Source organism: Herbaspirillum sp. SJZ107 (genome assembly GCF_006715485.1).
GTDB lineage: Bacteria > Pseudomonadota > Gammaproteobacteria > Burkholderiales > Burkholderiaceae_D > Telluria.
Window position 1 is genome coordinate 717,827 of the sequence record NZ_VFNH01000003.1, and the last position, 15,638, is coordinate 733,464.

At 66.2% G+C, this 15,638-nt stretch carries 13 protein-coding genes; 9 read left to right on the forward strand and 4 right to left on the reverse strand.

Annotated elements, in window-relative coordinates; all coding sequences use genetic code 11:
• Positions 1-31 precede the first annotated feature (31 nt).
• On the forward strand, positions 32-502 hold the full coding sequence (locus FBX97_RS21300; protein WP_141836345.1) for a disulfide bond formation protein B: 471 nt from the start codon (positions 32-34) through the stop codon (positions 500-502).
• Complete coding sequence (prmC, locus tag FBX97_RS21305; RefSeq protein WP_141836346.1) at positions 502-1,350, forward strand: peptide chain release factor N(5)-glutamine methyltransferase; 849 nt, start codon at positions 502-504, stop codon at positions 1,348-1,350. The genes FBX97_RS21300 and prmC overlap by 1 nt, the downstream gene beginning before the upstream one ends.
• A gap of 3 nt (positions 1,351-1,353) precedes the next feature.
• On the opposite strand, the gene FBX97_RS21310 is transcribed toward prmC, so the two are convergent.
• Complete coding sequence (locus FBX97_RS21310) at positions 1,354-2,634, reverse strand: lipoprotein-releasing ABC transporter permease subunit (protein ID WP_141836348.1); 1,281 nt, start codon at positions 2,632-2,634, stop codon at positions 1,354-1,356.
• A 129-nt stretch (positions 2,635-2,763) separates the two neighbouring features.
• On the opposite strand from FBX97_RS21310, the gene FBX97_RS21315 reads away from it, so the two are divergent.
• From FBX97_RS21315 to FBX97_RS21330, 4 genes are all read left to right on the forward strand, one after another.
• Positions 2,764-4,725, forward strand: a complete 1,962-nt coding sequence (locus FBX97_RS21315) for a DUF885 family protein (protein WP_141836350.1) — start codon at positions 2,764-2,766, stop codon at positions 4,723-4,725.
• 94 nt (positions 4,726-4,819) lie between these two features.
• Positions 4,820-6,421 (forward strand): glutamate--cysteine ligase, encoded by a 1,602-nt coding sequence (gene gshA, locus FBX97_RS21320; RefSeq protein WP_141836352.1) that lies wholly within the window; start codon positions 4,820-4,822, stop codon positions 6,419-6,421.
• Positions 6,422-6,493: 72 nt separating this feature from the next.
• Positions 6,494-7,516, forward strand: coding sequence for a histone deacetylase family protein (locus FBX97_RS21325; RefSeq protein ID WP_141836354.1), 1,023 nt, complete (start codon positions 6,494-6,496; stop codon positions 7,514-7,516).
• A 38-nt stretch (positions 7,517-7,554) separates the two neighbouring features.
• Entirely contained in the window at positions 7,555-8,025 is a 471-nt protein-coding gene (locus FBX97_RS21330; protein WP_141836356.1) for a GNAT family N-acetyltransferase, read from the forward strand.
• On the opposite strand, the gene FBX97_RS21335 is transcribed toward FBX97_RS21330, so the two are convergent.
• The 3 genes from FBX97_RS21335 to FBX97_RS21345 all read right to left on the reverse strand — a co-directional run bounded on the left by FBX97_RS21335 (position 8,018) and on the right by FBX97_RS21345 (position 11,978).
• Entirely contained in the window at positions 8,018-9,322 is a 1,305-nt protein-coding gene (locus tag FBX97_RS21335) for an MFS family transporter (RefSeq protein WP_141836358.1), read from the reverse strand. The two genes, FBX97_RS21330 and FBX97_RS21335, sit on opposite strands and share 8 nt — an antisense overlap.
• 246 nt (positions 9,323-9,568) lie before the next feature.
• Entirely contained in the window at positions 9,569-10,015 is a 447-nt protein-coding gene (locus tag FBX97_RS21340) for an FKBP-type peptidyl-prolyl cis-trans isomerase (RefSeq protein WP_141836360.1), read from the reverse strand.
• 88 nt (positions 10,016-10,103) lie between these two features.
• The gene (locus FBX97_RS21345; RefSeq protein ID WP_141836362.1) at positions 10,104-11,978 is read right to left on the reverse strand and encodes a potassium transporter Kup; all 1,875 of its coding nucleotides are present in this window, start codon (positions 11,976-11,978) and stop codon (positions 10,104-10,106) included.
• Between the two features lie 254 nt (positions 11,979-12,232).
• On the opposite strand from FBX97_RS21345, the gene rarD reads away from it, so the two are divergent.
• The 3 genes from rarD (at position 12,233) to FBX97_RS21360 (ending at position 15,629) form a co-directional block, all read left to right on the forward strand.
• Positions 12,233-13,114 (forward strand): EamA family transporter RarD, encoded by an 882-nt coding sequence (gene rarD / locus FBX97_RS21350; RefSeq protein WP_141836364.1) that lies wholly within the window; start codon positions 12,233-12,235, stop codon positions 13,112-13,114.
• Between the two features lie 81 nt (positions 13,115-13,195).
• Positions 13,196-14,863, forward strand: a complete 1,668-nt coding sequence (gene ettA / locus FBX97_RS21355) for an energy-dependent translational throttle protein EttA (RefSeq protein ID WP_141836366.1) — start codon at positions 13,196-13,198, stop codon at positions 14,861-14,863.
• 208 nt (positions 14,864-15,071) lie between these two features.
• Positions 15,072-15,629, forward strand: a complete 558-nt coding sequence (locus FBX97_RS21360; RefSeq protein ID WP_141836368.1) for a transposase — start codon at positions 15,072-15,074, stop codon at positions 15,627-15,629.
• Positions 15,630-15,638 lie beyond the last annotated feature (9 nt).

Genomic DNA, 15,638 nt, shown 5'->3' on the forward strand with positions numbered 1-15,638 from the left:
TGACATTGCCATTTATAACAGGAACGCCCAGATGCCCGCCTCCCGCAAGATCCTGCTTCTCATCGCTGCCGTCAGCCTCGCCCTGGTCGGCGCGGCCCTGTATCTGCAGCACGCGAAAGACATGCTGCCCTGCCCCCTGTGCATCATCCAGCGCTACCTGTTCCTGGGCGTGGCCGTCTTCAGCCTGATCGCGGCCTTTGCCGGCAAGGTCAAAGTGTGGACCGGCGTGGCCCTGCTGTCGGCGCTGGGCGGACTCGGCGTGGCCGGCAAGCACCTGTACGTGCTCGCGCATCCGGGCTTTTCCTGCGGTATCGATCCGATGGAGACGGTGCTGAACAAGATCCCGACCGCGACCCTGCTGCCCTGGGTGTTCCGCGCCGACGGCCTGTGCGAGGCGGCACTGGACGACGTGCTCGGCCTGTCGGTGCCGCAGTGGTCGGCGCTGTGGTTCGTGATCCTGGGCCTGTCCCTGGTCTGGGTGCTGGCGCGCCGCGCACGCTGATGGCCGTGCAATCTCCCGTCCTTTCCGGCACCACGGTCGGCGCGGCGCAGGCAGCGCTGCCGCTCGACCCGCTCGAAAACCGCATCCTGCTGTGCCACGCGACCGGATTGACGCGGGTCCAGTTGATCACCCAGGCCGGGCGCGCGCTGGACCAGGATGAAGCGGCGCGCCTGAACGCGCTGGTGCGGCGCCGGCTCGAGGGCGAGCCGATCGCCTACATCGTCGGCAAGCGCGAATTCTTCGGCCTCGATTTCCAGGTCAGCGAAGCCGTCCTGATCCCGCGCCCCGACACCGAACTGATCGTCGAACTGGCGCTCGAACGCCTGCCGCAACCGGGACAGCGCAGCCGCGTGCTCGACATGGGCACCGGCAGCGGCGCCATCGCGGTGGCGCTGGCCCACACCCGGCCCGATGCCGCGGTCAGCGCGCTCGACGTCAGCCCGGCCGCGCTGGCGGTGGCGCAGGCGAATGCGGATGCCAACGGCGCCCGCGTACGCTTCCTGCAAAGCGACTGGTTCGCGGCCCTGGCGGCGGGCGAGACCTTCGATCTGATCGCCTCGAATCCGCCCTATATCGCGGCCGGCGACGAACACCTGTCCCAGGGCGATTTGCGCTTCGAACCGAGTGGCGCCCTGACCGATTTCGGCGACGGCCTGTCGGCGCTGCGCATCATCGCCGAGGGCGCGCAGGCGCGCCTGGAACCGGGCGCCTGGCTGCTGCTGGAACACGGCTACGACCAGGCGGCCGCGGTGCGCACGCTGCTGCAAGAACACGGCTACACCGAGGTGCAGAGCTGGCGCGACCTCGGTGATATAGAGAGAGTCAGCGGCGGACGCGCGCCGCAATAAGCCTTACTCGTAGCGCAGCGCGTCGGCCGGGTGCAATCTGGACGCCGACCAGCTCGGATACAGCGTCGCCACGAACGCCAGCAGGATCGACACCCCGCCGCTCCAGCCCACGTCCGCCCAGCGCAGCTGGGACGGGATCTCGCTGATGAAATAAATGTCCTTCGACAGGAAGTGCAGGCCGAACACGCGTTCGATGAAGGGCACGATCACGTCGACGTTGAGCGCCACCAGCACCCCGAGGCCGACCCCGAGCAGGGTGCCCAGAACGCCGACCAGCGTGCCCTGCACCACGAAGATCTTCATGATCGAGCGCGGCGACGCCCCCAGGGTGCGCAGGATCGCGATATCCGCCTGCTTGTCGCGCACCGCCATCACCAGCGTCGACACCAGGTTGAAGGCCGCCACCGCCACGATCATCGTGATGATGATGAACATCATGCGCTTCTGCGAGCCGACCGCCGCGAACCAGATCGCGTTCACCTGCGACCAGTCGCGCATGATCAGCTCCCCGGACATGCTGTGCTGCAGGTCGGCCGCCACCTGGGGTGCCGCATACAGGTCGGCCAGGTGCAGGCGCAGGCCGGACGGCGCCGGCAGGCCCTGCACGGCCATCGCGTCTTCCAGGCTGACGAAGGCGAGCGAGGAATCGAACTGGTAATGGCCGGCCGCGAAGGTGCCGGCCACCGTGAAGGTGCGCGAGCGCGGCGCACCGGCCAGCTGTCCGCCCTGCACCGCCTGTCCCTGCGCCCCGCCCGGCGGCAGCAGCATGGTCAGGCGGTCGCCGGCTTTCACGCCGAGCGCCTCGGCCAGCGCATTGCCCAGCACGATGTTGAACGATCCCGGCTGCAGCGCCGCGAACGCGGTCGACTGCTGCGCCACCTTCGACACCTTGGCTTCCTCGGCGGGCAGCACGCCGCGCACCAGCGCCGGCTTCATGGTGCCGTCGACCACCAGCATGCCCTGCATGTCGACGAAGGGCGCGGCGGCGCGCACGCCCGGGTTGCGCAGCGCCTCGCTGGCCGACCGGCGCCAGTCGGGCAGCACGCCGCGCGCGTCGAACACTTCGATGTGCGCCACCACCGACAGCATGCGGTCGGTGACTTCCTTCTGAAAACCGTTCATCACCGACAGCACCACGATCAGCGCCGCCACCCCGAGCGCGATGCCGGCCACCGAGATCCATGAAATGAAGGAGATGAAACGGTTACGCCCGCTGCGCTTGCCGGCGCGCGTGTAGCGCAGGCCGACCCACCATTCATAGGGCATGTCTTTAATGATGCTCATGGTTTCCTGACAAATAATCAATCCGGCGCAGTGTGCCACACAATGCGCGCGCACGGGATGGCCGAGGCCACCCGGCGCAGCCCGTTTTACGCCTTTGTTACAATGGGTGCCCCATCCCCGGAGCCCCGCATGCCTCGAACCCGACTGCCCGCGGCCCGGCAGCGCGCGGCGCGGCTGCTGGCGGCCGCGCTGCCGCTGTTGCTGACCCCGCTGCTGTCGACGTCGCTGTCGATCCCCCTGCTGCTGGCGCCGCTGCCGGCAAGCGCCACCGAACTTCCTGCCGACGTCCCCAGCCAGGCGCGCGCCCTGTTCGAGCGCGACTGGCAATGGCGCCTGAAGCACCAGCCGGCATTCGCCACCGCCGTCGGCGACCACCGCTACGATGCCCAGCTGGCCGACAGCTCGCTGGCCGGCGCGCTGAAAGCGGCCGAGCACGAGCGCCGCATGCTCGAGCTGGCGCGCCAGCTCGACCCGGCCCAGCTGAACGCGCGCGAGCGCCTGTCCTGGGAGCTGTTCGTGGCCGACAAGGAAAGGCGCCTGGCCGTCGCCGCCGTCGTGCCCTTCGATCCGCAGCCGATCAGCGTCCAGGACGGCATCCAGTTCCGCTTTCCGCGCCTGGTCGCCCAGATGCCCTACGTTACCGAAGCCGACTACCGCAACTACCTGGCGCGCCTGCAGGCGCTGCCGCGCCACATCGACGGCATCGTCGAGCAGCTGCATGAAGGGATGCGCACCGGCTGGGTCGCGCCGAAGCGCATCATGGCCGGCGTGCCGGACCAGCTGCGCAGCCTGCGCGAGCACCTGGCCGACGGCGCCGTCTCCGCGCCCCTGCGGCGCCTGCCGGCCACCATCCCCGAGGAGGTGCGCGCCCAGCTGGCCGCCGACGGCGCTGCTGCCCTGCAGGCGCTGGCGCCGGCGCTGCAAAAGCTGGAAGACGTGGTCCGCAACGACTATCTGCCGGCGGCGCGCCCCACGATCGCCGCATCGAGCCTGCCCGGCGGTCCGTCCTGGTACGCGCTGCTGGTAAAGAACGCCACCACCACCGCCCTGACGCCGGCCGAGATCCACGCGCTCGGCCTGAAGGAAGTGGCACGCATCCGCGCCGAGATGGCGCCGGCCATCCAGCGCACCGGTTTTCGCGGCACCCTGCCCCAGTTCTTCGTCTTTGCGCGCAGCGATCCGCGCCTGTTCACTACCGATGCAGACGCGCTGCTGAACCGCTACCGGCGCACCCTGGCCCGCGTCTACGCCCACCTGCCGCTGCTGTTTGCGACGATTCCGCCCGACGAGCTGGCGGTCAAGCCGCTGCAGGATGCGCAGGCCGGCCAGGGCGGCGCCGCCTACGAGGCGGGCAACGCCGCGCGCATGGCGGCGCTGGTGGTCAACACGGCGCGCCTGGACACGCGTCCGCTGTGGGAAGTCGAGACCCTGGCCCTGCACGAGGGCGTGCCCGGCCACCACCTGCAGGTGGCACGGGCCCAGGCGATTCCCGACCTGCCGCCGTTCCGCCGCAATGCCTGGTACGCCGCCTACGGCGAAGGCTGGGCGCTGTATGCCGAAGGCCTCGGCCCCGAACTGGGCCTGATGCGCGATCCGTTTTCGGATTTCGGACGCCTGGCCGACGAATTGCTGCGCGCCGCCCGCCTGGTGATCGACACCGGCATCCATGCGCGCGGCTGGACCCGGCAGCAGGCGCTCGACTACCTGAACGCGACCACCGCCAATCCGCCGTTCGACAACGAGGCCGAAGTCGACCGCGCGATTGCCCATCCGGGCGAACTGCTGGCCTATAAAATCGGCCAGCTGCGCATCCTGGCGCTGCGGCGCAAGGCGCAGGCGGCGCTGGGCGGGCGTTTCGACGTGCGCGCCTTCCACGAGGCCGTGCTGGGCCAGGGCGCGCTGCCGCTCGACCTGCTGGAGCGGGAAGTCGAACGCTGGATCGCAACCCAGGCCACGCAGCCGCCGCCGGCACCGCCCGCCCAGGGACCCGATCCGGCGCCGCTGCCGGTGCCCGCGCAGGGCAGCGCCCAGGTGCCCGATCAGATGCCCGATCAGGCGCTGTTCGGGGCGCCGCAGCCGGCGCCAGGTTAATACAATCGTCATATTGAGCGGTGCCCGGCGCGCTTGGCCGTTTTCGGTTACTCTCTGCACCTTCAAAGCAGTACAGTATAAGAAAGGAAATCCCGTGTCGAACCAACTGACCCGCCGCCTGGCCCTGCTGGACGACGATGCCCACCGCGGCCTGCTGTTGCAGGGCCTGCGCGGCATCGAGCGCGAGACGCTGCGCGTCGACAGCCAGGGCCGTCTGGCGCGGACACCGCACCCGGTCCAACTCGGCGCCGCCCTGACCCATGCGCAGATCACCACCGATTACGCGGAAGCCCTGCTCGAATTCATCACGCCGGCCGAGCACGACATCGGCCTGGCCCTGAACCGCCTGGACGCGATCCACCGCTACGCCTACACCAAGCTCGACGGCGAGATGCTGTGGAGCCAGTCGATGCCGTGCGACCTGCCGTCCGAAGAAGAGATCGAGATCGCCTGGTACGGCACATCGAACATCGGCATGCTCAAGCACGTGTACCGGCGCGGCCTGGCCCTGCGCTACGGCAAGGCCATGCAATGCATCGCCGGCATCCACTACAACTACTCGCTGCCCGAGCAGTTGTGGAAAGTGCTGGCCGAGAGCGAAGGCATCGCCGAGGAACGCCGCCATGCGCTGCGCGATTTCCAGTCCGAGAGCTACATCGCGATGATCCGCAACTTCCGCCGCTACAGCTGGCTGCTGATGTACCTGTTCGGCGCTTCTCCGGTGCTGGCCACGGGCTTCCTGCGCGGCCGCGAGCACAATCTCGAAAAGCTGTCCGACGACACCCTGTACCTGCCTTGGGCGACCAGCCTGCGCATGAGCGACCTGGGTTACCAGAACGACGCCCAGTCCGGCCTGCGTCCGCACGAAAACAGCCTGGAAAGCTACGTCACCTCGCTGATGGACGCGGTCAACCGCCCGTATCCGCCGTACGCCGACGTCGGCACCAAGAAGGATGGCGAATGGGTGCAGCTGTCGACCAACATCCTGCAGATCGAGAACGAATACTATTCGACCATCCGTCCCAAGCGCGTGATCCGTACCGGCGAACGTCCGGTGCAGGCGCTGTGCAACCGCGGCGTGCAGTACATCGAGGTGCGCTGCCTCGACATCGACCCGTTCGAGCCGGTCGGCGTGGCGCTGGAAACCGGGCGCTTCCTGGACGCCTTCCTGCTGTTCTGCGCGCTCGAGGAAAGCCCGCTGATCAATGCGATGGAAGGACAGGTCCATGCCCGCAACTTCGCGCGCACCGTCAAGGAAGGCCGCCGCCCGGGCCTGACGCTGACCCGCAACGACGCCGAAGTGCCGCTGCTGGAGTGGGCCGCCGAGCTGCTCGAACGCATCCGCCCGCTCGCCGAACTGCTCGACAGCGAACACAATTACGCCGGCGCGCACGTGTCCGCGCTCGAACTGCAGAAGGCCAAGGTGGCGAACCCGGACAAGACCCCGTCGGCCCGCGTGCTGGAAGAAGTGCGCGCGCTCGGCTCCTTTGCCAGATTCGGCCTGCAGCAGAGCGAACTGCACGCCCGGGCGCTGCGCGCCGAACCGCTGATGCCGGCGGAAGTGGCGCTGTTCGACGAAACCGCGAAAGCATCGCTGGACGAGCAGGCCAGGATCGAGGCGGCCGACAGCGGCAGCTTCGACGATTTCGTGGCGGCGTACAACAGCAGTACACTGTGCAGTAATCACCAGGGCTGAAACGGCCTTGCGTCGTCCCCGCCTGCGCGGGGACGACGTTGAGTAGGTTTTCGTTCCACCTGCGGAGCCCCCTTGCTCACCTTCTTCAACGAACACCATGCCCACCACGGCCCGCGCGCCGTCCCCCGGCCCGGCGCCCCGCTCCCCTGTTCCGAGATACCCGAGCGCCTCGACCTCATCGTGGCCGAACTGCACGGCCGCGGCCTGGGCCAGATCGTCACCCCGCACGGCGTGTCCCTGGCCTCGCTCGAGCGCGTGCACACGCCGCGCTACCTGCACTTCCTGCGCAGCGCCTGGAGCGCGTGGCTGGCCCTCGATCCGCGCAACGCCGGCAGGGACATCCAGCCCGCCGTGTGGCCGGCGCGCATGCAGCGCCACGACATCGAACCCGACGATTTCACGGGCCGCCTCGGCCTGTATGCGATGGACGGCATCACCCCGCTCACGGCCGGCACCTGGATCGCCGCCAAGACCGGGGCCGATTGCGCGATCAATGCGGCCCACGCGCTGCGCCTGGGCGAACATGCCAGCTTCGCCCTGACCCGCCCGCCCGGCCACCACGCCGGCGCCGACCATTTCGGCGGCGGCTGCTTCCTCAACAATGCGGCGCTGGCGGCCCAGCACCTGCTGGACGACGGCCTCGAACGCGTCGCCATCCTCGACCTCGACGCCCACCACGGCAACGGTACCCAGGGCATTTTCTATGGCCGCGGCGACGTGCTGTTCGTCTCGATCCACGCCGACCCGCACGCTGCCTACCCGTATTACTCGGGCCACGCCGACGAGACCGGGGCCGGACCGGGGGCCGGTGCCAACATGAACCTGCCGCTGGCGCGCGGCGCCGGCAGCACGCAGTGGTTTGCGGCACTGGAGACGGCATGCCTTAAAATGGCGGGCTTCGCGCCGCAGGCGCTGGTGGTGTCGCTCGGCGTGCAGTCGCACTTCGGACTGGGGACGGGCGACTTCCTGCGCCTCGGCGAACGCCTCGGCTACCTCGGCCTGCCCACTGCCTTCATGCTCGAAGGCGGCGACGCCGGCCCGGCGCTCGGCGTCGACGTGGTGAACGTGCTCGACGGCTTCGAGACCGTCGCTTGAGCGTGCTCTGACAACCCCAACCTGATAGAACGAGAACGATGATTGAATGGCAGTGGAGCCGCTTCGCCGACCTGACGGCGGCGCAGCTGTATGAGATGCTGGCGCTGCGCCAGCAAGTGTTCGTGCTGGAACAGACTTGCCTGTATCCGGACATCGACGGCCTGGACCCGGGCGCCCACCACCTGCTCGGCTGGAGAACGGTGAACGGGAAACGCGAACTGGCGGCCACCCTGCGCTGCCTGGCGCCGGGCGCCAAGTACGCCGAGATGTCGCTCGGCCGCGTGGTCACCAGTCCGGCCATGCGCGGCACCGGGCTGGGACGCGAGCTGGTTGCGCAGGGCATCGCCTGCGCCGTGCGCCTGCACCAGGGCCACGCGATTCGTATCGGCGCCCAGGCGCATCTGGAGAATTTCTACGGCAGCTTCGGGTTCGTCACCGTGTCCGCACCCTACGACGAAGACGGGATCATGCACATCGACATGATCCGCGCCGCGGAACCGCTTATTTGAGGTGACCCGAGCGGGTCGGGTCCGGCATCCGGAACGCCACGATCGCGGCCAGCAGGCACATGAAGCTGACGTACCAGTAGAAGTGCGATTCGGTGCCGGCCTGCTTGAACCACAGCGCCACGTATTCGGCCGAGCCGCCAAAGATGGCGTTGGCGACCGCGTAGGACAGGCCCACGCCCAGCGCACGCACCTCGACCGGGAACATCTCGGCTTTGATCAGGCCCGAGATCGAGGTGTACAGGCTGACGATCGCCAGTGCGCACACGATCAGCACGCCGGCCATGAACGGGCTTTGCACGCCGCGCAGCGCGAACATGATCGGTGCGGTGCAGAGCGTGGCCAGCACGCCGAAGCCGATCATCGAATTCTTGCGGCCGATGCGGTCCGACAGGGCGCCGAACACCGGCTGCAGGAACATGTAGATCAGCAGGCAGACGGTCATCACGCCGCTGGCGGTCTTGGTGCTCATGCCGACCGTGTTGACCAGGTACTTCTGCATGTAGGTGGTGAACGCGTAGAAGATCAGCGAGCCGCCGGCGGTGAAGCCGAGCACGGTGATGAAGGCACGTCCATGGTTGCGCAGCAGCGCGCTGACGCTGCCCGCGGATTCGCTCTTGCGCGCACTGGCGGTGGTGGTTTCGTGCAGCGAACGGCGCAGCCACAGCGAGACCAGGGCCGACGCGGCGCCGACCACGAACGGAATGCGCCAGCCCCAGGCCACCAGTTCCTCATGGCTCAGCAGCAGTTGCAGGATGCCCAGCACCAGCAGCGCCGACAACTGGCCGCCGATCAGGGTCACATACTGGAAGGACGCATAAAAACCCTTGCGGCCGGGTTCCGCCACCTCGCTCATGTAGGTGGCGCTGGTGCCGTACTCGCCGCCCACCGACAGGCCCTGGAACAGGCGTGCCAGCAGCAGCAGCGCCGGCGCCGCGGTACCGATCGTGGCGTAGGTCGGCAGCACGGCGATCATCAGCGAGCCGCCGCACATCATGAGCACCGAGATCATCATCGAATTCTTGCGGCCGTAGCGGTCGGCGATGCGGCCGAACATCCAGCCGCCGATCGGACGCATCAGGAAGCCGGCGGCGAACACGCCGGCCGTGTTCAGCAGCTGGGTGGTGGGGTCGCCCTTGGGGAAGAACGCCGACGAGAAGTACAGCGCGCAGAACGAGTAGATGTAAAAGTCGAACCACTCGACCAGGTTGCCCGATGAGGCGCCGACGATGGCGAACACGCGCTGGCGCGGCGTGAGGTCGTGGATGGCTTGGGCTTCCGTACTGTCTGTTGCTGTCATTGCGATCTCCAGGTTTTCGTTGGTACGCCAGGGCGTGGCTGACGAATTCCCGGGTGGATCCGCTACGGCCGACGCGGCCAGGCGGCCTAGGATAGCATTTCCACATGATCGACGCTGTATGTACGGTGTCAGAAAGTTATCACCGAAGAGCGCCGCGCCCGATCGGACGTGCGTAGCACGCCAAGCGGCAAGAAAAGGAGATCGTGCTGCGCCATGCGCTGGCGGCGCTGGCGCTCAGGGAATAACTTATTTGACGGCGGTGAGTTCGATGTCGAACACCAGGCCGGCGTTCGGCGGAATGACCGGACGCGAGCCGGCGCTGCCGTAGCCGAGGTCGGACGGCACCAGCACGGTGCGCTTGCCGCCGACCTTCATGCCCGTCACGCCCTGGTCGAATCCCTTGATGTAATTGGTCGAGCCGACGGTATAGGACAGGGTACCGCCGTCGAACCTGGTGCCCTTGTGGTCGGCCGCGGTGGCGCTGTACAGCCAGCCGGTATAGGTGACGGTGGCGGTCTTGCCGCTGGTGGCTTCGGCGCCGGTGCCGACCGTGGTGTCGGTCTTGGTGAACGACGCCGGGTTGGCGACCACCACGTTGCTGCCGGCGTCGTCATCGCCGCCGCCGCAGGCGGTCAGGCTCAGGGCGAGGGAAGCGGCCAGCAGCACGCCGGCGAGGGGAGACTTCAGTTTCATGCGGGTCCTTGGTAAGAAAACCTCAACCTTACCTGCAGACCGCATGCCACATGTACATTTTTTGTAATGCCGTGTCGTGCAAGCGTCCTTAAATTTCCACCTGCGTCCCCAGCTCGATCACCCGGTTGGCCGGGATCTGGTAGTAGTCGGCGGCGGTGCGCGCATTCCTCTGCATCGCCACGTACAGGTGTTCGCGCCACGGCATCATGCCCTGCCCCGGCACCGAGATCACAGTCTGGCGCGCGATGAAGAACGAGGTTTCCATCATCTCGAATTCGAGGTCCTTCATGGCGCACAGGCGCATGATGTCGGGAATGTTGGCCTCGTCCTTGAAGCCGTAGCTGACGTTCAGCTGGAAGCAGTTGTGGCCCAGCGCCGTCACCTGCAGCTGCTCGGACTGGGACACATACGGCTCTTCACGGATGTGCACGGTCAGGAACACCACGCGCTCGTGCAGCACCTTGTTGTGCAGCAGGTTGTGCAGCAGCGCGTGCGGCACGCCGTCGGTTTCGCCGCGCAGGAAGATGGCGGTGCCGGCCACCCGCGCCGGCGGCGCCACGAACAGCGACTGCAGGAAGTCCTCGAGCGGGATCGCATGCTTTTCCAGGTTCTCGAACACCAGTTCGCGGCCGCGCTTCCAGGTCAGCATGGTGGTCAGCAGCACCGCGCCCAGCAGCAGCGGGAACCAGCCGCCGTGCAACAGTTTCAGCGTGCTGGCCGAGAACAGCATCACGTCCATGACCATGAAGAAGCCGGTGGCGCCGATGCACAGCCACAGCGGCAGGTGCCAGCGGTAGCGGATCACGAAGAAGGTGAGGAAGGTCGTGGCGAACATGGTCGCCGTGACCGCGATGCCGTAGGCACCGGCCAGCTTGTCCGAGGAGCCGAAGCCGACCACCGCGATCAGTACCACGATCAGCTGCAGCCAGTTCACGGCCGGGATGTAGATCTGGCCGATCTCGCTTTCCGAGGTGTGCATCACGCGCATGCGCGGCAGCAGCCCCAGCGCGATCGCCTGCTTGGTCATCGAGAAGGTGCCGGAAATCGTCGCCTGCGAGGCGATCACCGCCGCCATGGTCGACAGCACCACCAGCGGCAGCACGCTCCAGCTGTCGAGCTGGTGGAAGAACGGGTTCTCGACCGCTTCCGGATGCATGATCAGGAGGCCGCCCTGGCCCAGGTAGTTCAGCGCCAGCGCCGGGAACACGACCATGAACCAGGCCATGCGGATCGGCTTCTTGCCGAAGTGGCCCATGTCGGCATACAGGGCCTCGGCGCCGGTCAGCGACAGCACCACCGCACCCAGTGCGACGAAGGCGATGAACTTGTTGCGCACCATGAATTCGATGGCGTGCCACGGATTCAGCGCCTGCAGGATCACCGGCGCCTGCACGATGTTGATGATGCCCATCACCGCCAGTACGACGAACCAGACGATCATGATCGGGCCGAAGAAGCGGCCGATGCCGGCGGTGCCATGTTTCTGGACGCTGTACAGGACCAGCAGCACGGCGATGGTCAGCGGCACCACGTATTTTTCCAGGCCCGGCGTGGCCACTTCCAGGCCCTCGATCGCGCCCAGCACGGAAATCGCCGGTGTGATCACGCTGTCGCCGTAGAACATGGTGGCGCCGATCACGCCGATCACCATCAGGACGTAATGCCAGCGCGAGTGGCGCGTGACCGAATTCATGGCCAGCGCCATCAGCGCCATGACGCCGCCCTCGCCGCGGTTGTCGGCGCGCAGCACCAGCGTCACGTACTTGAGCGACACGATCATCGTCAAGCCCCAGAAGATCAGCGACACGATGCCCAGCAGGTTCGGCGTGTTCAGCGGCAGGCCATGGGTCGGATCGAAGATGGTTTTCAGCGTGTACAGCGGGCTGGTGCCGATGTCGCCATAGACGATGCCGACCGCCGCCAGGGTCAGCGCGGCCAGGCTGCTTTTGTTATGTTGCGACAAGTTTTCACCTTGGTTGTTCCGGTGCGTTGCACAATAGAATAATAGACAAGGAAAGACAAGCCGGGCCTTCTGGCAAGCGGCTTATTTTTCCAACATTTTCTCAAAGTTTTAGTTCAGGCAAGACCGCAGTCTGCCCCATCTGCCGGCGCATGGGCGCGCGACTCGGCAGCGATCCCGGCAGCATAAATACGGGGGCCCAGCAGAGTGGCGCCACTTCGGGGATAATGTCGACCCAATAATTTTTTCATCTTTCCATGCGCACCGGCATCCTGTCCGCTGCCCTCGCCTTCCTGTGCTGGGGCCTGTTTCCACTGTATTTCCACGCCATCGGCGAAGTGCCGCCGCTGCAGATCCTGGCCCACCGCATGCTGTGGTCGCTGCTGTTCCTGGTGATCGTGCTGGTGCTGCGCCGCCAGTGGGCCTGGCTGTCGCTGGTACGCCAGCCACGCGTGTTCGGCAGCTTTGCCGCGTCCGCCTTGCTGCTCAGCATCAATTGGCTGATCTATATCTGGGCCGTGAACAACGGCCACGTGATCGAAGCCAGCCTGGGTTACTTCATCAACCCGCTGGTCAACATCATGTTCGGCTACGTGCTGCTGAACGAACGCCTGCGCCGCGCGCAGTGGATGGCGATCGCGGTGGCCGCCCTCGGCGTCGCCTGGCTGACCTGGCAGGCCGGCACCGTGCCTTGGATCGCGCTGGCGCTCGCGGCATCGTTCGGCGGCTACGGTTTGCTGCGCAAGACGGCCAAGCTGGGGGCATTGGAAGGCTTGTCGTTCGAGACCATGGTGCTGTTCCCGCTGGCAGCCGGCTACGTGACCTGGCTGACCATACATGGCCAGAACGCCTTCATCAACACCCCGTCCGACACCACCCGCCTGCTCCTGATCGCGGCCGGTCCGATCACCGCGATCCCGCTGCTGCTGTTCGCCTCGGGCGCGCGCCAGATCCCCTTATCGGTGCTGGGTTTGCTGCAATACCTGTCGCCGACGCTGCAATTCCTGCTCGGCGTCTGGCTGTTCCACGAAGCCTTCACGGCGGACCGCCTGGTCGGCTTTGCCCTGATCTGGCTGGCGCTGGCCCTGTTCGCCATCGAAGGCTTGCTGCGCCGCCCGCCGCTACCGGCCAAGGCTTGACCGACAACGTAAAAGTTGTGCTCTGACCCCGAATTTTTACAGTATCCTGTCGTCCTTATTTCACATCGAATCACTCATCACATGGCCAATTACGTCTACACCATGAACCGCGTGGGCAAGATCGTCCCACCGAAGCGTCAGATCTTGAAGGATATTTCCCTGTCCTTCTTCCCGGGCGCGAAGATCGGCGTGCTGGGCCTGAACGGCTCCGGCAAATCGACGCTGCTGAAGATCATGGCGGGCATCGACACCGACATCCAGGGCGAAGCGCGCCCGATGCCGGGCCTGAACATCGGCTACCTGCCCCAGGAGCCGCAGCTGGACCCGGAAAAGACCGTACGCCAGGAGGTCGAAAGCGGCCTCGGCGAAGCTTTCGAGGCGCAAGCCAAGCTGGAAGCCGTGTACGCCGCGTACGCGGAAGAAGACGCCGACTTCGACGCGCTGGCGAAAGAGCAGGAGCGCCTGGAAGCGATCATCGCCGCGGCCGACGGCGGCAACCTGAACCTGCAGCTGGAAATGGCGGCCGATGCGCTGCGCCTGCCGCCGTGGGATGCCAAGGTCGGCGTGCTGTCCGGCGGCGAGAAGCGCCGCGTGGCGCTGTGCAAGCTGCTGCTGAGTAAACCCGACATGCTGCTGCTGGACGAGCCGACCAACCACCTGGACGCCGAATCGGTCGAGTGGCTGGAGCAGTTCCTGCTGCGCTTCCCGGGCACCGTGGTCGGCATCACCCACGACCGCTACTTCCTCGACAACGCCGCCGAATGGATCCTGGAACTGGACCGCGGCGCCGGCATTCCGTGGAAGGGTAACTACTCGTCCTGGCTGGATCAGAAACAGGCACGCCTGAAGCAGGAAGAAGCGACCGAATCGGCACGTCAGAAAGCCCTCGCGAAAGAGCTGGAGTGGGCGCGCCAGAATCCGAAGGCCCGTCAAGCCAAGTCGAAGGCGCGCCTGGCCCGCTTCAACGAGCTGAGCGAATACGAATACCAGAAGCGCAACGAGACCCAAGAGATCTTTATCCCGGTGGCGGAACGCCTGGGCAACGAAGTCATCGAGTTCAAGAACGTCTCCAAAGCCTTCGGCGACCGTCTGCTGATCGACAATGTCTCGTTCACGATTCCGCCGGGCGCGATCGTCGGCATCATCGGCCCCAACGGCGCCGGTAAATCGACCCTGTTCAAGATGATCGCCGGCCTCGAGCAGCCGGACAGCGGCGAAGTCAAGATCGGCCAGACGGCGAAGGTGTCGCTGGTCGCCCAGACCCGCGAAGACCTCAGCAATACCAAGACCGTGTTCGAGGACGTCACCGGCGGCGCCGACATGCTGAGCGTCGGCCGCTTCGAGATGCCGTCGCGCGCCTATCTCGGCCGCTTCAATTTCAAGGGCGGCGACCAGCAGAAGGTGGTCGGCAACCTGTCGGGCGGCGAACGCGGCCGCCTGCACCTGGCGAAAACCCTGCTGCAGGGCGGCAACGTACTGCTGCTGGACGAACCGTCGAACGACCTCGACGTCGAAACCCTGCGCGCGCTGGAAGATGCGCTGCTGGAATTCGCCGGCAGCGTGATGGTGATCTCGCACGACCGCTGGTTCCTGGACCGCATCGCGACGCACATCCTGGCCTTCGAAGGCAATTCGCAGGTGACCTTCTTCGACGGTAACTACCAGGAATACGAAGCCGACAAGAAGAAGCGCCTGGGCGAAGAAGGCGCCAAGCCGAAGCGTATCCGCTACAAGCCGCTGACGGCGTAAGCCGAGTCGTATCCGCGCCACAGCGGAACGGCAATCCGAAAAAAACCCAGGCATCGATCCGGTGCCTGGGTTTTTTTGTTATTAAATACCTCGATATGCGCCGCATCTGTAGATAATTTTCGCGCGGAAATGAACCGGCCTCATTTTGAAGCCATGTGTAGAATCGACCGACGTTGAGATTGTTCAAGCCTCGCTTGACACCAGGTTCATGACCCATTACCGCGATAACCGCGTTCCAGGCGGGACGTTCTTCTTCACGGTGCGCTTGTTGGACCGCAACAGCACCTTGCTGACAGACCACTTCTCCGCATTTGGCGAAGCCATGCGCCAGGCCCGGACCCGCAAGCCCTTCCACGTCGATGCCTGGGTCGTCCTGCCCAATCATGCTCACACGATCTGGACCCTGCCCCCGGGCGACCAGGATTGCGCGATGCGCTGGCGCGCCGTCAAGATCGCTTTTTCGAAAGCCCTGAACAAAGCCTGCCTGCCGGGCTTGCGCGTGGCCGGCAGCGGCGAAGCGATCTGGGAACGCCATTACCACGACCACCTGATTGCCGACGACGACGAATACACGGCCTTGATCGATTACCTGCACGGCAACCCGGTACGCCACGGCTTGTGCCAGCATGCATCCGAGTGGCAGTGGTCGTCGGTGCACCGCTTCCTTGCCTCCGGTTTCAAGCCGCCCGCATCGCCCCTGCCGCCGCCGCCTTGGATGCGCTCCGGCGTATCGCAGGCGCTGCCCTACCCGAATCCTTTGCGCTGATGGTCAGGC